The sequence below is a fragment of the Endozoicomonas sp. 8E genome (assembly GCF_032883915.1).
In the GTDB taxonomy this organism is placed as follows: domain Bacteria; phylum Pseudomonadota; class Gammaproteobacteria; order Pseudomonadales; family Endozoicomonadaceae; genus Endozoicomonas_A.
The window spans coordinates 2,594,626-2,611,789 of the sequence record NZ_CP120717.1 but is presented as its reverse complement, the minus strand read 5'-3'; the positions used below and the strand labels follow the sequence as shown (position 1 = coordinate 2,611,789).

Annotated in this window: 14 protein-coding genes; 9 read left to right on the top strand and 5 right to left on the bottom strand. The window is 47.4% G+C overall.

The window, feature by feature from the left end; all coding sequences use genetic code 11:
• The first annotated feature begins 301 nt into the window (after positions 1-301).
• The 3 genes from fnr to P6910_RS08800 all read left to right on the top strand — a co-directional run bounded on the left by fnr (position 302) and on the right by P6910_RS08800 (position 2,371).
• A complete protein-coding gene (gene fnr, locus P6910_RS08810; RefSeq protein ID WP_317145898.1) occupies positions 302-1,060 on the top strand; it encodes a fumarate/nitrate reduction transcriptional regulator Fnr in 759 nt (252 codons plus the stop codon).
• A 34-nt stretch (positions 1,061-1,094) separates the two neighbouring features.
• Complete coding sequence (locus P6910_RS08805; RefSeq protein WP_317146524.1) at positions 1,095-1,634, top strand: adenine phosphoribosyltransferase; 540 nt, start codon at positions 1,095-1,097, stop codon at positions 1,632-1,634.
• A 209-nt stretch (positions 1,635-1,843) separates the two neighbouring features.
• Entirely contained in the window at positions 1,844-2,371 is a 528-nt protein-coding gene (locus tag P6910_RS08800) for a hypothetical protein (protein ID WP_317145897.1), read from the top strand.
• Between the two features lie 5 nt (positions 2,372-2,376).
• Here the strand turns inward: P6910_RS08800 and P6910_RS08795 are convergent, their stop codons facing one another.
• Positions 2,377-2,712, bottom strand: coding sequence for a TraR/DksA family transcriptional regulator (locus P6910_RS08795; RefSeq protein WP_317145896.1), 336 nt, complete (start codon positions 2,710-2,712; stop codon positions 2,377-2,379).
• Between the two features lie 356 nt (positions 2,713-3,068).
• On the opposite strand from P6910_RS08795, the gene ttcA reads away from it, so the two are divergent.
• Entirely contained in the window at positions 3,069-3,989 is a 921-nt protein-coding gene (gene ttcA / locus P6910_RS08790; RefSeq protein ID WP_317145895.1) for a tRNA 2-thiocytidine(32) synthetase TtcA, read from the top strand.
• 347 nt (positions 3,990-4,336) lie between these two features.
• Here ttcA and P6910_RS08785 read toward each other — a convergent pair whose 3' ends face one another.
• Positions 4,337-5,170, bottom strand: coding sequence for a glucosaminidase domain-containing protein (locus tag P6910_RS08785; RefSeq protein ID WP_317145894.1), 834 nt, complete (start codon positions 5,168-5,170; stop codon positions 4,337-4,339).
• 435 nt (positions 5,171-5,605) lie between these two features.
• On the opposite strand from P6910_RS08785, the gene P6910_RS08780 reads away from it, so the two are divergent.
• From P6910_RS08780 to P6910_RS08770, 3 genes are all read left to right on the top strand, one after another.
• On the top strand, positions 5,606-6,217 hold the full coding sequence (locus tag P6910_RS08780) for a Yip1 family protein (RefSeq protein WP_317145893.1): 612 nt from the start codon (positions 5,606-5,608) through the stop codon (positions 6,215-6,217).
• A gap of 142 nt (positions 6,218-6,359) precedes the next feature.
• On the top strand, positions 6,360-6,872 hold the full coding sequence (locus tag P6910_RS08775) for a SprT family zinc-dependent metalloprotease (protein ID WP_317145892.1): 513 nt from the start codon (positions 6,360-6,362) through the stop codon (positions 6,870-6,872).
• 144 nt (positions 6,873-7,016) lie between these two features.
• Entirely contained in the window at positions 7,017-8,669 is a 1,653-nt protein-coding gene (locus P6910_RS08770) for an AMP-binding protein (RefSeq protein ID WP_317145891.1), read from the top strand.
• 224 nt (positions 8,670-8,893) lie between these two features.
• Here P6910_RS08770 and P6910_RS08765 read toward each other — a convergent pair whose 3' ends face one another.
• Positions 8,894-10,591 (bottom strand): glycoside hydrolase family 36 protein, encoded by a 1,698-nt coding sequence (locus P6910_RS08765; RefSeq protein ID WP_317145890.1) that lies wholly within the window; start codon positions 10,589-10,591, stop codon positions 8,894-8,896.
• 126 nt (positions 10,592-10,717) lie between these two features.
• Positions 10,718-12,547, bottom strand: coding sequence for a DNA helicase RecQ (gene recQ, locus P6910_RS08760; protein ID WP_317145889.1), 1,830 nt, complete (start codon positions 12,545-12,547; stop codon positions 10,718-10,720).
• 156 nt (positions 12,548-12,703) lie between these two features.
• On the opposite strand from recQ, the gene P6910_RS08755 reads away from it, so the two are divergent.
• Entirely contained in the window at positions 12,704-13,309 is a 606-nt protein-coding gene (locus P6910_RS08755) for a YecA family protein (RefSeq protein ID WP_317145888.1), read from the top strand.
• 78 nt (positions 13,310-13,387) lie between these two features.
• Here P6910_RS08755 and P6910_RS08750 read toward each other — a convergent pair whose 3' ends face one another.
• On the bottom strand, positions 13,388-14,752 hold the full coding sequence (locus P6910_RS08750) for a phosphate ABC transporter substrate-binding/OmpA family protein (RefSeq protein WP_317145887.1): 1,365 nt from the start codon (positions 14,750-14,752) through the stop codon (positions 13,388-13,390).
• A 176-nt stretch (positions 14,753-14,928) separates the two neighbouring features.
• Between P6910_RS08750 and P6910_RS08745 the strand changes: the two genes are divergently transcribed.
• Positions 14,929-17,163, top strand: a complete 2,235-nt coding sequence (locus P6910_RS08745) for a tyrosine-protein phosphatase (RefSeq protein WP_317145886.1) — start codon at positions 14,929-14,931, stop codon at positions 17,161-17,163.
• Position 17,164 lies beyond the last annotated feature (1 nt).

Here is a 17,164-nt window from a genome sequence, read left to right as displayed (position 1 = left end):
ATTTACGAAATTGTATTCAATACAGTTATCGGCACATTGGCGGTGAAGAACATCTTTCTTGCATCATAGGTATTGATAGCGTTTACAGCCTTCTGTTCAAGCTCAATTACTTAAGTGCCAACCGACTGATCAAGTACAACATTTTTTAGTGCGGACTTATCGCAACCCAGTAAGGATTTTCCGAAAAAACCTTAAGTATGAAGGAATTACGCTTTAGTCTCGGAAAGCACAGACTTACACTTTGGTAGCATTTTCAATAGAATCGGCAGCGATTTCGCCAATACGACTTTGAGGCCACTCAATGACGTCAAAGCCCAATGTACGACAGCCTAGCCATGTGGCCTGCAGGGACTGTAGTCTTAGCTCCCTCTGCCTGCCTCTGGCATTGAACCTACAAGACATTGACCAGCTTGATCGCATCATCAAGCGAAGCCGCCCTCTCAAGAAGGGGGAACACCTGTTCCTGGAAGGAGACCCGTTTACCAGCGTCTTCGCTGTCCGCTCCGGGGCCATAAAGACTTATACCGCCACCAATGAAGGTGAGGAACAGATTACGTCTTTCTATCTTCCTAGTGAGATATTGGGCCTGAGTGGTCTCGATACTGACGTCTACCCGGTCTCTGCTCAGGCTATGGAAACCACCATGATCTGTGAGATCCCCTTTGACCAGCTGGAAACGCTATCCGATCGATTCCCGGAGTTGCGTCGTCATATGATGCGTCTGATGAGTAAGAAGATTCGTGAAGATCAGCAGATGATGATGCTATTGTCCAAGAAAAACGCCGATGAAAGAACTGCGACCTTCCTGCTCAACCTGGCCAGTCGTTTCCGTCGCAGAGGCTTCTCATCCCAATCATTCCGACTGTCCATGTCCCGCAATGAAATGGGCAATTACCTGGGACTGGCTGTAGAAACCGTTAGTCGGGTATTTACCCGGTTCCAGAAAAACGGTCTGATCTTCGCAGTGGGCAAAGAAATTGAAATCCGAGACCCGATTCAATTATGCTCTCTGGCGGGTGGAAAGTCTGTCGATTTGGAACAGATTATCTCCTCCTTATAAACACACCAGGGACGGACATTAAGGGAAAGGTATGATCGTTGATGAAGCTTATCTGAAAGCACAGATTAGAACTGTATCTGACTGGCCAGAGCCCGGCATTCAGTTTCGGGATGTGACCACTCTTTTCGAGAACCCCAAAGCCTGGCGGTCGGTCATGGACAGCCTCATTCATCGCTATATGGATGTTGAGTTTGACCGGATCGGTGCTCTTGATGCCCGGGGCTTCCTGATGGGCTCTGTATTGTCATATGCCATGAGCAAACCACTGATCCTGTTTAGAAAAAAGGGAAAACTGCCCTACAATACTGTCGCTCAGGATTATGAACTTGAGTACGGCAAGGCAACTCTTGAAGTTCATGCAGACACTATTAAGAAAGGCGATAAGGTCATTCTGGTTGATGACCTGATTGCCACGGGTGGCACTTTGCTTGCGGCCGGTCAACTGGTCAGACAACTGGGCGGACAAATTCTGGAAGCGGCTGCCATTATTAATCTTCCGGACCTTGGTGGTTCAAAGACATTAAATGAAGCGGGAATTCCTGTCTTCTCACTGTGTGAATTTGAAGGGGATTAGTCCCCCTCTTTTCTTTCCTGACACCCCACGCCTTTTAACCCCTTCGCAATCTCCAGATATTCAGTTTTATCGGAAAATGACTATCAGGGGCTGTTATGGTTTTCACACCCGAAGTATTCTCTGGTTAAATTTTGCTGTACTTAAGAATTTTCTGAGTGCTACGATAATCTGAATAATGAAAATAATGCTCTAAGACAAAGGAAATCCCAATGGGTATTTGTGCAAAGGAGCTGCGCCACTATGTTGTTCGCCCTACCCTGAAGCATTTAAGAATGTGGAGTCCTACTGCAGAAAACCTGCTGCTGGGAACTGCGGCCAGAGAATCCGGTCTGGGGTTTCATCTTAAACAGGAGCACCATCAGGCTCTGGGGATTTATCAAATCTCACCCAGAATGCACCGCAATATCTGGGATCACTACCTGGCGAAGAAATCCGACCTTTCCAGTTTGATACGGGGACTGGCCAGCCAGAGAGAATTTCTCGCTCATCCACATCTGGAATTAGCGACCAACCTCTCTTATGCTACTGCCATTGCCTGGATGATCTATTACCGAACCAATAAGCCCATCCACAAGGTACCCCATGATGATGTCCATGCGCTGGGTAAGCTCTGGCATAATTACTATCATCGCCACCACCCCGGCCCCATCGAAAGCTTTGTGGACAGTTACAGTGCTTTGATAACGAATTCTAATGAGACAGAAAAGACAGTATCAGAGAGCCTGAAGACTCCCTGACGCGGTCAGCTGGCGCGATCCCGCTTTTCTGCACATTTGATGCAAAGATCGGCGTAAGGCATAGCGGCCAGACGGGCTTCAACTATCTTGTCACCACAGCCGGTACAGAAGCCGTAATCGTCATGATTCATACGATCCAGTGCTTTGTTTATCAGATTAAGTTCAGCCCGGGCATCATTACCCAGCTGATCAATAACCTCATCATTTTCTCTCTCCTGCGCCTGCTCCGACCAATCGGCATTAGCTCTGCGAGTCATATCTTTATTGATGTTTCCGAGCCGGATATTCAACTCGTCTCTGCGAGATAATAACCAGACTCTAAGTTTCTCGTAATCAGCCATGGAAGTCCCCTGAATAAATGTCCACGATTATTCTGTGTATAGACGACAGGAACCTGTGTCCCTTCGCATTTTGTCCATTAGCTAAGCATAGCTAGAGTTAACCATATTTCGACAGCTCATTCACAATAGCGGCCACCGGCCCTGTGAATTCGGGAGGTAACCAATTGGTTAGGTACTTATAGCTTCTGCTGTCATTATCCCTGATGCCTATCTTGAAACCTTTGATTATAATGTTGTGAATTTTCGGGATCTTGCCCGTTTCAACATTATCCAGAGCAGTAAGTCACCCGGTTTAACCGCCCCCTTTACGGGCTTTAAATGAAGTTGGGTACTTTTAGAGACAAGACAGAACCAAAATGCAGATGCAGACAAAAAGCGCAAAAACCCACTTCAACAAACTACAGAAACGCCTGAGACGAGAGGTTGGTCAGGCCATCGCCGAATACAACATGATTGAGGACGGCGACCGCATCATGGTCTGTCTGTCCGGGGGTAAGGACAGTTATACCCTGCTGGATATTCTGCTGAACCTGAAGACTTATGCGCCGGTCAATTTTGACGTTATCGCAGTTAACCTTGATCAGAAGCAGCCTGGCTTTCCTGAACATGTGCTGCCTGATTATCTGGAAACCCTGGGTGTTGAGTACCGCATTGTCGAGGAAGATACCTACTCCATTGTCAAAGAGAAGGTGCCTGAAGGCAAAACCACATGCGCACTCTGCTCTCGGCTGCGCCGAGGTATCCTCTACCGCACGGCCAGCGAACTGAAAACCACCAAGATTGCCCTGGGCCATCATCGGGATGATATTCTGGAAACCCTGTTCCTGAACATGTTCTATGGCGGCAAGATGAAAGCCATGCCGCCCAAACTGGTCAGTGACGACGGTCAGCACACGGTTATCCGTCCTCTTGCCTTCTGCCGTGAAAAGGATATTATCCGTTTTTCCGAGTTCAAGGCATTCCCGATTATCCCCTGCAATCTCTGTGGCTCTCAGGAAAACCTTCAGAGGCAGGCGATCAAGGCTATGTTCACCGAGTGGGACAAACGCTTCCCCGGCAGAATGGAGAGTATGTTCAGAGCTCTGAGGAACGTAGCACCCTCCCATCTGGCAGACAGCTCACTGTTTGATTTCAAGAATCTGACGGCGGATGGTCAACCTGTTAAAGATGGAGACACTGCGTTTGACCCAGTGGATGTACCTCTGGCCTTCAGGGATGAAAGCGATGAAGACGAAAAGCCTGAACAAGCTTCCATTGTGAATATTGTGAACCTCTGACACCCCCGCTCTTCGCTTTGCTTTGGCCGGGTTCTTAAATCACTCTGGCAGCCTGATGCAACACGCCTTCCCTGGTTCGTTACTTTTATTCAACCCCTCCAGCATTCACTGGAGGGAGCTGCCTGCTGCTGAGGCATCAGCAATATAAGTGCAATCAATAGCTACACTATTGCTCTGGGCAGCCTAGCAGCCTGTCGGACTTAAGCGCCCGTAGCGAGGATTGCGAGAAATTGAGGATAAAAATTTCTGCTTCTGAGGAGAATAGCGGGGCTATTTGACGAAGAGGCAGGAATTTTTAGACCAATTTATCGCAACCGCAGTAGGGCAGACTTAAGTCCGACAGGCTGCTAGTGCCTCGTTAGAGGCTTTTCCAGATCGTACTTCAGCAAATCATTACTCTCGATCATGGATACCAACTCTTCTATGTAATCAATACCTCTGGAGGAATAGGCATAAAGTCCCTGGGCCAGTACCGGTCCGGTAACCGGGTGTCCCATGGATTTTCTTTTTGAGCGCAGCTCCCTCAGACCCTCATAATGATGGCTGGTATTGAGGTTATGCATATACGACCGAACCGATGCTTCCAATGAAGGAAACTTCCTGACTTCATAAGTCGCACCTTCCGGACGCTCACCGGGAACAACACCACAGCCCGGAGTAAAACACCACTGGCCAAAGTAGTTGTTGGCTTCAACGGCAAACCTTGAAGTCCCCCAGGCCGACTCGTTAGCCGCTTGCACCAAAGCAAGCGATACCGGAATCTCGTCCGCCCTGTGCAGCAGGTCGTCATAAAGCTCATCACTGACTTTAAGCTCTTCATCCACTCTGAACTTTCGGGCCATATCCAACAGCCACTTTTCTTCGCGTTCATGCAGAGTCGATTTTTCCCTGAGCATTTTAACTTCCTGACGAATAGCCGCCAGACGCTCATTCTCTTCATCAACCATTTGCTTCACGTGGGCAAAGAACTGACTTTTCTTCTTATTGACGTCCTCGATGGCAGCAAAGTCGGGTATATTCTTTTGAACCTTTTTTTCAACCTTGACTTCCTCTGTGGTGACCTTTTGCACCGGTTCATTTGCGGGCTCTTTCACAGGCTGAAAATCTCTGTTGTACCCGCTTCCCAGAGCAACGAGCCCTGCCAGCAGTAATAGAAACAAACGATCAATTCTAGTCATCATGGTCTATGTAATTCTCCTGAGCCCGTCCAGCAAAAACGAAACTTTCTACACACTACTTTTAAACAAAAACGGCTTCGCCTGAAGTCAAGTAATCATTCCGGAGTTCTATGATACTAACCGTTTAGTCTCACAATCCACCAAACCAGCGAACTGAACCAGACAGTCATGCACCGAAGCCCTTATACGACTACTAAACGACGAAATAATTGCCGTATTATTCAATAAAAAAATCTGCATTGGGACGATATTACTTTACTTCCTACAAGAAATATGTAGACACTGAAGTCAAGGCTATCAACCGATCCTGTTAAATAGGAAGAGCCGATGCCTGTTGCAGTGAATAATAACAACATATTAGCCGCTGTTTTGTAGCTGATTACTTAGCAAAACGTAAGGATTACCAGCTACTGGTACAGCCATAACGGAGGTTGCGCCATGATATTAAGTCACTTTTGGGGGCTTCTCTTTCGTCCGAAAGAAGAGTGGACCGATATTCGGGAGCACCCTCCCGGCATTATTCGCCTCTACCTGGGCCAGATCATATGGCTTGCTGCCCTGCCAGCGGTCTGTACTTATCTGGGGACGACTCGAATCGGCTGGACAGTCCCGGGCAGTGATCAGGTCGTCAAGTTAACGCAAACCAGTGCTGCTTTCATGGCATTTTTTGCCTGGCTGGCCATACTGGCGGGCGTAGCTGTTATGGGTGCATTCATCCAATGGATGGCAGAAACCTTTGGCAGCAAACCCAACATGACACAGAGTGTTGCATTTAGCTGTTATACCGCTTTACCACTCTTTCTGGCTGGCCTGTGCGGGCTTTATCCCTCTATATGGTTGACCATTGTTGCCGGCACTATCGCCATGTCCTGCTCAGCCCTGATGCTGTATTCCGGTCTGCCAACCTTCATGCAGATACCTAAAGAACAGGGGTTTGTCTATGCCAGCTCAGTGCTTTGCATCGGGCTGGTTGTTCTGGTCTCTATCATGATCACTACCGTGATCTTCTGGGGCATGGGTGTAAGCCCTGAATACATTCAAGTTTACTAAACTTCAGCGCCAAACCAGATGAATTAAGTCGTATCATCTGGAAGCGATGCCCTGAAACCTGCCTGATTATTCCAATAAACCTACTACACAGATACAATCCCCCTGATCTATCCTCTCACGAGTTTTCCAAGTCAATCTGTTTATGTCGAATATACAATGCGCCTATTTGCCTACCGTTGAGTTACGGGTCAGTGAGCTTTATTGCCTGGCTGAGCGGCATTTTCTTAAACGATTTCCACGTCCTCAGATCAGCCTGAATTTAAGAGGCGAAACGGCTGGACAGGCCTGGACCGAAAAAAACCTGCTTCGTCTGAACAAGCAACTACTCAAAGAAAACCAGGAGCATTTTCTGAAGCATACCGTGGGTCATGAAGTCGCACACCTCATTGCCCACCAACTGTTTGGCAGAAAGATTCGCCCCCACGGCAGAGAGTGGCAATTGATTATGGAAGAGGTTTTCAAACTCCCGGCCCGGAGAACCCACAGTTACAACACCAGCAACGCCAGTAAAAGACCATTTCTATACAGCTGCAGCTGTGCAGGAAAGACCATCCCACTCAGTAGCATTCGCCACAACAGGGCAGTAAAAGGTGCAGTCTATTTATGCGCCCAGTGCCGTAAACCTTTGAAGTTCGTTGAGAAAATCAACGTTTGATGACCAGTGCTTCAGGGAGTATTGCGGATCAATTATCTTTAAATTTTTTAAATTACAATAATTGTTGTATCTATCCACTCTACAAGTTAGAGTTCATGCGTTAGCTAATGTTAGCAACCAAAAAATGTACGAAAAAATAATAATATGAAAAATCGTAGAACCCCCCTGGCACAAATGCAGCTAAATGTTGCAAGGCATCCCGATAAGGTCTGGCTTAATCAGCCTGATAACAGGCAATGGACCTCTTACACTTGGGGGGAAGCTGACGAGCAAGCCCGCAAGATCGCTCAAGGCCTTCTATCCAATGGACTATCAAAGGGCGATAAAGTCGCCATCATCGCCAAGAATTCAGCCGAATGGTATATTTCTGATTTAGCCATCATGATGGCAGGCTTAATCAGTGTGCCCATATACCCAACAGCTGGTGCAGACAACATAAAATATGTGCTTGAGCATAGTAATGCAAAGGCTATTTTTGTTGGCAAACTGGACAGCACTGAAGCCCTTTCAGAAGCAATGCCAGACGACTTTCTCAGCATCTCATTTCCATACCCTACACTTGATTGCAAAGAGCAGTGGCTTGACTGGCTGAATATTTATGAGCCACTAAAAACACTCCATAATCCGGATATCGACGATCTATTTTCTATTATCTATACCTCAGGCAGTACAGGCCTTGCCAAAGGCGTCATGATTAGTCAGAGAAATGTAGCTTCTTCGGCCATGGCTGGGGGTGAGAAGTTTTTAAGGGGTGATGAAAGACGGGTAATGTCATATTTACCCCTTGCCCACATCACTGAACGATGCGTTGTTGAACTCCCATCAATTTATTACTCCGCCGAGATTTTCTTTGTTGAGTCCTTGGATACTTTTGTAGACGATGTTCGTTATGCTCGTCCCACTGCTTTTTTATCAGTGCCTAGATTATGGACTAAGTTTCAGTCACAAATTCTGGCCAAAATGCCCAACAAAAAGCTACAAACTCTTTTGAAAATCCCCATTATAGGTAAATTAGTAGCAAAGAAAATTCGCACTGCTCTTGGGCTGCAGGAAGCTAAAATTTTCGGTTCTGGAAGCGCACCTATCTCTCCAGAAATTTTGAAGTGGTTCCAAAAGTTGGGTATTCGTATTAGCGAAGGCTGGGGCATGACCGAAACCTCAGGCTTATCGTGCAGCAACATCCCCTTCAAACCCGATAATATTGGCACAATAGGCAGCCCTCAATCTTGTGTCGAAATGTCACTTTCCGAGCAAGGAGAAGTGTTGATTCGAGGAGAAGCGGTATTTAAATCTTACTACAACAACCCTGAAGCAACAGAGGCCGCCTTTGAGAATGGCTGGTTCAAAACAGGTGATAAAGCCGAGATAACCTCTGACGGTTCATGGAAAATCATTGGCCGGGTCAAAGAACAATTTAAAACCAGTAAAGGCAAATATGTTTCTCCAGTACCTATTGAGTCGAGCCTCGGTCGTAACCCGGATATCGAGCAAGTCTGTGTTATGGGGATTGGGCGCAAACAACCTATAGCAATGATCGTGTTGGGAGAAGGCGCTTCAAAAAATCGTGGCCAGCAAAAAGAACAATTGGTCAGCACGATGACATCGGTTAACAATGAGCTGGAGGCTCATGAAAAGCTGGATCATATCATAGTCGCTAAAACAACCTGGAGTATTGAGAATGAAATGCTCACTCCGACACTGAAGCTAAAGCGGGATCAGCTTGAAAAGGAATATGGTCATTTTTTAACTCTGAAACACAACTCAAAAGTTATTTTTGAAGAGGAAATAGGTAGTTAAAGCCCTGAATATAAAAGACCATTTCTGTATAGTTACCGCTATAAAGGAAAGACTATCCCGCTCAGGTGCATTCGCCAGGACAGGGCAATACGAGGTACCGTCTATCTCTGCAATCAGTGTCTGGAGCCTTTGACGTTCTTTGAGAAAATCAGGGTTTGAGTACCAGTGCTTCAGAGGTGATGAAAAAAGAGGCAAAACCTCTATTTTTTGGGAGTGAACTTCTCTTAGATCGAAGCAATTATCGCGCGGCTCGTCAGCCCGGCTTCCAATGGAACCCTGACCTTTTGAACGGGTTCCTCTATGAGCTTCTCGCCGCTCCAGTAATCGTACCAATACAGAGGGTGATCGGAGGTCAATGTTACCTCCCTGACATTCTCGTTGTAGTTAAATAAACAATGAAGTTTTCCACCCTCTGTTAATGCCAGAGAAGCATGATGTAAAGACAGTGAAGTAAATTGGGCAGCTTCCTGACTATAACGATGACGCAGTATCAATTTGCTTAACGTCGTTTTAGCAAACGAAGTGAGATCAGGCAGCGGATCGCCTGAAAGCAGAAGTCCGCCACTAGCGAGTAATACATTGCGATGAAAATCGTAATTACCAGGATCCGTCGATTGATTAGCAAGCGAAACAAACGTACCGCAATCTGGATCGACTTGCCACAATTTACGATGCTGCCAACTACGATAGAAGGTTTCTTTCGCAATTTGCTCAAACCTATGGGCGTCACGCTCTACATCGTCAGAGACTCTCATAGCATCAACAAGCCCTAAAGACGGCCACATGGGTGCGTTACACCCAAGTAACAAAGCATCCTGAGCGCCCTTCGCTATTGCCTCCATACCCATTCGGTAGGCCTGCACTCCGGTGACACCTCTCTGATAACGTTTTCCTTTGAGCGTTCCCCAATAATTGGCATCGAGTTTAAACAGCTCAACACCCCACTCTTCTCGCATGGTTTTGACTATGTGAGTTAAATGAGCCTGAACTTCGGGGTTGGATGTATCCAATACATACCAAGGGGTACAACGCCAACCTCCGTAGGTCACATCTTCGGCCTTGAGGAGATCACCGTTATGATGGCGAACAAACCACGATGGATTCTGTTTAAACAGTTCTGACTCAGGCTGAGCAATAAAAGGAGCAAGCCAAATCGCCGACTTTTTTCCTTTGCGCCTGATATCCGCTATTAATTCTCTCACTCCTCCGGAAAATTTATCCGAAGGAGACAACCAGTCGCCCATAAATGCCTGATAACCATCATCCAACAGCACCCACTCCAGACTATCAAGATCTCCCTCCATTACGTCCAGGTTCTGGCGAATATTGTCTTCAGTAACATCGGCATAATAGGCATACCAGGAACACCAACCGATGGGTGCTGGTTGCCTGACGCCCGCCCTTGCGGGGTGATGCTGTGCGATCAACTCTGCGTATTGTTGATATAGTTGAGATAAAGAACCTCCACGTAGCACAGCAACAGATTCGAACTCTTTGCTGTCAGGGTCCTGAGGAGAAGTTCCTTCCCCATCGATACAGGCTGAGATCAAGATACTTCTCTCATCTCTGGCTATTTCGAAGTAGCCCGCATAGCGATGACAGCGGGTAAAGCCAAACAGGGTGTACTCCGCTGAATCTTCTACAATCAGGTAGTTGTAGTATCGCTTTCCCTGTTGCTCTCCATAAATCCGATAACTACTGCCGTTATCCGGGCATCGGCCAATATCAACCGGTCTGTCGAACGTCCCGGAAGTTTGCGCCAACATCTGAAAGCCATCACCCAGCAAAGTCGCGCTGTGATCAAAATCAAATTCACTGGTAAATAGCTGATAGTTCTCTGGAATTGGGTCGTTATGTAAACCGACAAAGCGAAAGGTCACTTCGTTTTCACAAACTTCGTCCAGTAAATCTGGATTATTCACTGTGATTTCTCTGTGACACGGGAAGCGAATCGTATGAGACATATAAGAACCTGCTAAAGCTAAAAAAATGACTAATAGCGTGATTCCGCTGGCCCCCATACTCCAGCATAGGAGCAAATACTCAAATCAAGCAGTCGAAGCAACAAACCCGGATATCAACTCAACGAAAGTCTGCCCATACTTTTCCAGCTTGTATTCACCCACCCCTGAAATATGAGACAGAGCCTCCAGACTGGCGGGTTTAACATTTAGCATTTCATAGAGTGTTTTGTCATTAAAAATGACATAAGCAGGGACACCCTGCTCTTCTGCCAGCTCTTTACGACGGGCTCTCATGGCTTCCCATAATGGACGATCATGGTCATCAATAATGACTCTGCCCTGATCCACACTCCGGGTTTTTCGTGCGGCTCTCTCAGAGGCGTATTCGAAGCGGTCCTGACGAAGTAATAATCGCTCACTGCCTTTGAGCAAAGGGCGGCATTTTTCATTCAGTTTGAGCGCACCATGCCCTTCTACATCAACATTTATAAACCCTCTGGACACCAACTGCCGGAATATTGAACGCCACTCGCTCTGTTTGTATTCACTACCTATACCAAAAGTGCTTATCTGTCGGTGACCAAATTGGCTGACCTTGGCCGTTTCTTTGCCAAGCAGAACGTCGACCAGATGAGAGACACCAAACATCTGCCCTGTCCGGTAAACACAGGAGAGTGCTTTTCTGGCGGCTTCAGTACCATCCCAGGTCGTCACCGGCTCCAGACAAAGGTCACAGTTGCCACACTTCTCTTTCAGGGGTTCATCAAAATATTCCAGCAACACTTGGCGGCGACAACCCGTTACTTCACAAAGAGACAACATGGCCTCCAACTTCTGCTGCTCGATTCGCTGAATTTCAGGCGCTGCAGTAGAATTCGACTGAATCTGTCTCAGCAGCATGACGTCCTGGAGACCATAAACCATCCAGGCAGTAGCAGGGAGCCCATCACGACCGGCTCGACCGGTTTCCTGATAATAAGCTTCGATGCTTCTTGGCAGATCCAGATGAGCAACAAAACGAACATCAGGCTTGTCAATTCCCATTCCGAATGCCAGAGTGGCAACAATGATCATGCCGTCTTCGTTGAGAAAACGATGCTGATTGTTCTTGCGATCGTGGGCCGTCATTCCCCCATGATAAGGCAGTGCTTTTCGGCCCTGGGCATTCAGCCAGGCAGCAGTATCCTCCACCCGCTTTCTGGAAAGACAGTAGACTATGCCTGAATCGTCAGGGTGCTCTTTTTCCAGAAACCTGAACAATTGCTGCTTACCCTGTTTCTTCTGACTGATGCGATAAAAAATATTGGCGCGGTTAAAGCTGTCAACAAACACCTTGGCCTGCGCCAGACCCATACGTTCGATAATTTCCTGACGGGTTCGCTTGTCTGCTGTGGCGGTCAGGGCGATTCTGGGAACCGTTGGAAAACGTGTTTTCAATACCGAGAGCTGCAGATATTCAGGCCTGAAATCATGCCCCCATTGAGACACACAGTGAGCCTCGTCAATGGCAAACAGGGAAATCCGTATCCGATCCAGCTTCCTTAGCATCATTTCAGTCATCAGACGTTCGGGAGCAACATAGAGCAGATCAATATGCCCGGTGAACAGCTCCTGCTCTATTCGGTACTGCTCTTCCATGGAAATGCCCGAATTCAGGCTTTCGGCCCGGATACCTATCTGCTTGAGATTACGGATCTGATCTTCCATCAGAGCAATCAGAGGGGACACAACGATAGCAGTACCCGCCATAACCAGAGCCGGTACCTGATAGCAAAGTGACTTACCACCGCCGGTAGGCATAAGGACCAGCGCATCACGCCCTTCTGTGACCTCCCTGATGACCTCTCCCTGGAAGCCACGGAAAGATTCGAACCCGAAAGTATTTTGCAGAACATTCAGAGCAGGATCAGTCATTACAGTCCAGTGCACATTTAAACGACGATGATTAATTAAATAAGAAAAGACAGATTAGTATACCATCAAACTGAGGACCTGACCGAGAATAGACAGGAATCTTTCAGAAAACTACTGTAAACTGACCAACTTCAGTTCACACCGGATTTTCTTCAAATGCAGGACATCTGTTCTACTCTGGAGCCGCTGCTAAACAGGTATGCGGATGAGGAAGGCTTCACCTTCCACGCCATCCATGGCTTCTACACCGCAATGACCATCATCCCGTTCGAATTGAAGACTGATGAGCGTAATGAGATTCTGTTTGGAACTCGGGTAACACTCTCTGGAGAAGATTCAGCCCTGCTGGAGCAGGCTCTTGATCAGTTGTCACGAGAAATCGATCGACAGTTTAATGAAGAAGAGGGCTTTGAGCTTTCCTGTGAAGAATTTACCGATCCGGATGATGAAGACCTGATGGACTGGTGCTGTGGTTTTCTTCAGGCTCATTTCATGACGGAAGAACAGTGGTTTCAGGAAAATGAACAGGAAGTCAGTGAATTGCTGCTCCCGGTTATGCTCGGCTCCGGACTGTTTGACGATGAGCCTGAGTTTGAAGCTATTCTGGAAGACGAAAAGCTGACTGAAGATATGTGCAGCCAGATACCTGAGGTGTTGATGGAACTTTATCTGCTGTTTAACTCTCCAGAGGAGGCCGGCGGCAAGCCGACAGCCAAGAAATTAAAATCAGTCCACAAGGCCCTACCGAGCAGGCGCCGGTAAAATAGTCTGCACGGCTCAAGAAGAAAGTGAACAGTGCTTCATACTATTGCACTGCCCTAAAGAAATTTATCGGTGAAATCAAAAGGACGCCGCCACTTGATTGGGTTCGCTTTCTGCTTTGACCCAGACTTCCACCCGGCGGTTTCTTATTTTGCTGGCCAGACTGTCTGCAGAAGACAATGCCATGTACTGACCATAACCCCGGTACTGGATTTTCTTCCGTGGAACTCCAGCCTTGACCAGGGCTCTTCTGACCACATCAGCCCTGAGCTTAGCCAAAAGATCTGAATTTCTCGATTGCACCCTCTGATCTGCAAAACCGATTAACAGAACCTCTCCTGGCTGTCGATCAATGAAACGCGCCAGCCTTTCAATATCATTGATAGCCTTGTTATCCAGCTGGGCACGCCCCTGGGCAAAGCGGAAATTAACAGAAGCACGGTCAAACCGATCAACAATCCGCTGATAATCCTCTGGTGCAGAGTGCACATCAGGGCTCATCAGCTCAACCGCCTGATGAACATAACCAACAGAAGCTACCACAGGCTGTGCCTGATCGCTGGTTGCAAAACGGAGAAAGTCGAGAGCATCAGGATCAGCGTCCTTTTCTGGCAGATACATATAAAGACGGCGACTCAGAACATAATCTTCCGTCGAAACGTGCAGCAGCTCGGGCTTCAATGCTCTGTCAGTGCCTTCAGAAACCATCAACGGCCTGGCTCGACCAATGGTATTCAGGCTGACAAAACCAATGCCCCCCGGAGTCGAGGCCACTTTGTCAGAGACATCGGTATTGGACTCAAAACGCCTGGCAGTAGGGTCTAGCTGGTATTTTTTGGCCAACACGAGGTTTTTGAAAGTATCCCAGGTTCCCGAACGATCATCGCGGGCAAACAGCGAAACCGGCAGATCTGCCCCTCCCAATTCTTCCCAGTTCTTCACTTCACCAGAAAAAAGACGGGCAATATCTTTGATATCCAGCTTGTTAATGGTGTTACCCGGATTCACAATAATCGCCAGACCGTCTATGCCAACAACATACTCTGCTTCCCGACTGCTGAAATCACCCATGTCAGACAACATGGCCTGTTCCCTGGTCTTTATCGGTCGTGATGCGGCGGCAATCTGCCCTTCCCCGCTGGCCAGGGCTTTAAAACCACTGGATGAACCATGAGCAGCAATAAAGATGCTGACTAATTGCTCCTTAGCGGGTAAAAAGCCAGTCACTTTGACCTCATTATCCAGACCGGTCGGGAAAACGCCTACTCCTTCTGCCCCCAGATACTTCAGATAGGACTCAGCTAATGATGGCCCTAATCTGGCACCTACAGTATTCGAGCCATGAATCGAGAACAATAATTCTTCTTGAGCCTGAGCACCAAAAGAAAGAAGGGATAAGAATGAATAAAACAGCAGAGACCAGAATGTTTTTGTTATTGTCATGAGTAAATTTCAGAGCACACTTCTAATTTTTCGGTGAGTCTATCGGCAAATTATGACAAAAACATGACACCTGTTAACGATAAACGCCTGTCAGTCCCGCTTGACCTGACTCTGTGGAAAAAGTCACATAGCCTTTTATACTGCAAGAATCAGGGAAGATTCTCAGGAGAGAGGTTGTGGGCAATACAATTAACAATAACGGGGCTTCTTCAATAAGCCATCCTCAAACAGCGGGCGCTGATCCACAGAATTCAATTACCAAGACAGTCAAGGTCAACGGCAAACTCTACAATTGCAGTGCTTCGAAAGTCTGGGGTTTGAGAGTTGCACGGGAAGTTCTCGGTGTTCATGGTCTGGTTAAACCCGTCTATGACCACTTCCATGGCAAGTTGCATGAACATCGCGCTGACATTACAGCGAACCCATCAAAACTGCCCTCAACACCACTTTCAGAAAGAACCGCCCGCCCACTGCCCAAGCTTCCCAACCAGATGAATGAGCAACCCACAACCCATTCGAAACCTGCTAATACACCGCTTGCAGTCAGAAACAGCAGTCCTGAAATCCAACCGGCTAAAGACCTGACAGCTCCGGAAATCATTAAAAACCTGGAGCATGGCAAGTTTGAGGATAAATCCGGTTTCTCACTCAACAAGTTCTCGGAAGCCGTCCAACAGCTCTCTACTGAGGATATCAAGCCATTGATGAAGCAGCTGAGCCGAAAGGAGGGCCCTGGTTATGATACGGTCATGCAAGAAGTACGAGAAATTTATGCTGAAAGAAAAGTCACTGAGGGGCTGAAAAAATTTGGTGACAATGTGCAGGGCCTCAAAGACCAATTTGCCGGACACTATGCCCATGTCCCCAAACTTGCAGCGGCGATGCTTGCAGAGATTGATCGTCAAGTTGGTCTTCAGGAAGCCCCTGACTCCCGATCCCTTGAACTTAAGGAACTGACTCCGTCCTTGCAGGGTGTCTATGACTCAGGCAATGGCTCCCAACTTGAATTTGGCACTTTCCAGGGAGTCTCACTTAAGCTGGATCAGGAGTACCCCAAAAGGCCTGATGACCGTGTAATTAATGAGCAATTCAAAAATATTCAAAATCCAGATATACGAGGTGAAATCCATAACGACCTTGCTTTCAGAGATCAGGCAATCCCAAAATACAAAGACATCCATCAGAGCGATGCAGGCAAAGCATTCGCACCGGGAGCTCCCTATCATGCGGCAAAAGTCGACCTGCCTGGTGGCAGCTTTATCGCCAGTCAGGGACCGATTGAAAAAACAGAAACCAACTTCATTAAAATGCTGGCTCATCATCGCCCTGCCGTTTCAGTTTCTCTTGTTAACTCCACAGAACTCCAGGATCCGAAAATTTCCCATAAAAAAGAAAATCAGCGTTCTATCGAAGTAGGCCCGAAGACAATCGGCGAAGAAAAAAACTACGATGGCGTGAAGGTGAGACTGGATGGACAATACTCTTTTGATAAGGGTAACGTTACCGTCAAACAATTCTCCATTAATGGGGAAACACAGTTCAGGGTGTACGATAAAAGCTGGGAAGACCATTCTGCCGGCAACCCGGAACGATTGGCAAAACTGTCGGTACTGGTTGAAAAGTTACGTCAGCACCCCTCCGTTGCCAGCAGGTCAGACAACCCCACCGTCGTCAACTGCAACGCGGGTGTCGGTAGAACAGGAACCTTCGTAACGATTGATAACAGCCTGCGTCAGTACCAAAAGACGGGAGAAGTTCCAAAGGATTTCACTCAAACCATCAACACCGCCCGCAAGGTCAGAAACAGATTTGTTCAAACAGCAGGGCAGTTCAATACCGTCACAGCGGTTCACGGACAGTTCACACCCTTGTTTAATCCCTTATTGAAAGAAGCGGGTCTGACTGTTGCGACACCTGCTACCCCTCAAAAAGCCCCGGAGCCCAAAGATAACGGACTGAAGTACGGCTCAGAAGATTATGCCGTCATCAATAGGGAAGCGCGAGATGCTGCCAGACTCAGAAGAGCCAATAGGGATGACACTTACGTCAATACCAACTTTGCAGACAAAACAAAAACTTCTGTTGAAAAGGCTCCAGACTTACCACCGGTAGCAGCGGAGAGAACCAAATACAATGGCCCTAAAGATGCCGATGAATTGCTGGATAAAATTACTGCCGGCGGGTATGGAATGACAATACAAACATTCGATAAAAATAAGCTGACCACTGAACTTACCCATGTCTTGCGTCAGGCACATCAGAATCAGGATCAGGAACAGTTCGATGAGATTTCTAAATACACCGAGACCTTGAAAGCGGATAAAAACTGGAGTCAGATAGGCCTGCTTATTGATAGAATCGTCAATAACCGCACGCAAAACGGCCCCCCGCCTACCCCTTCCCGAAGGTAAA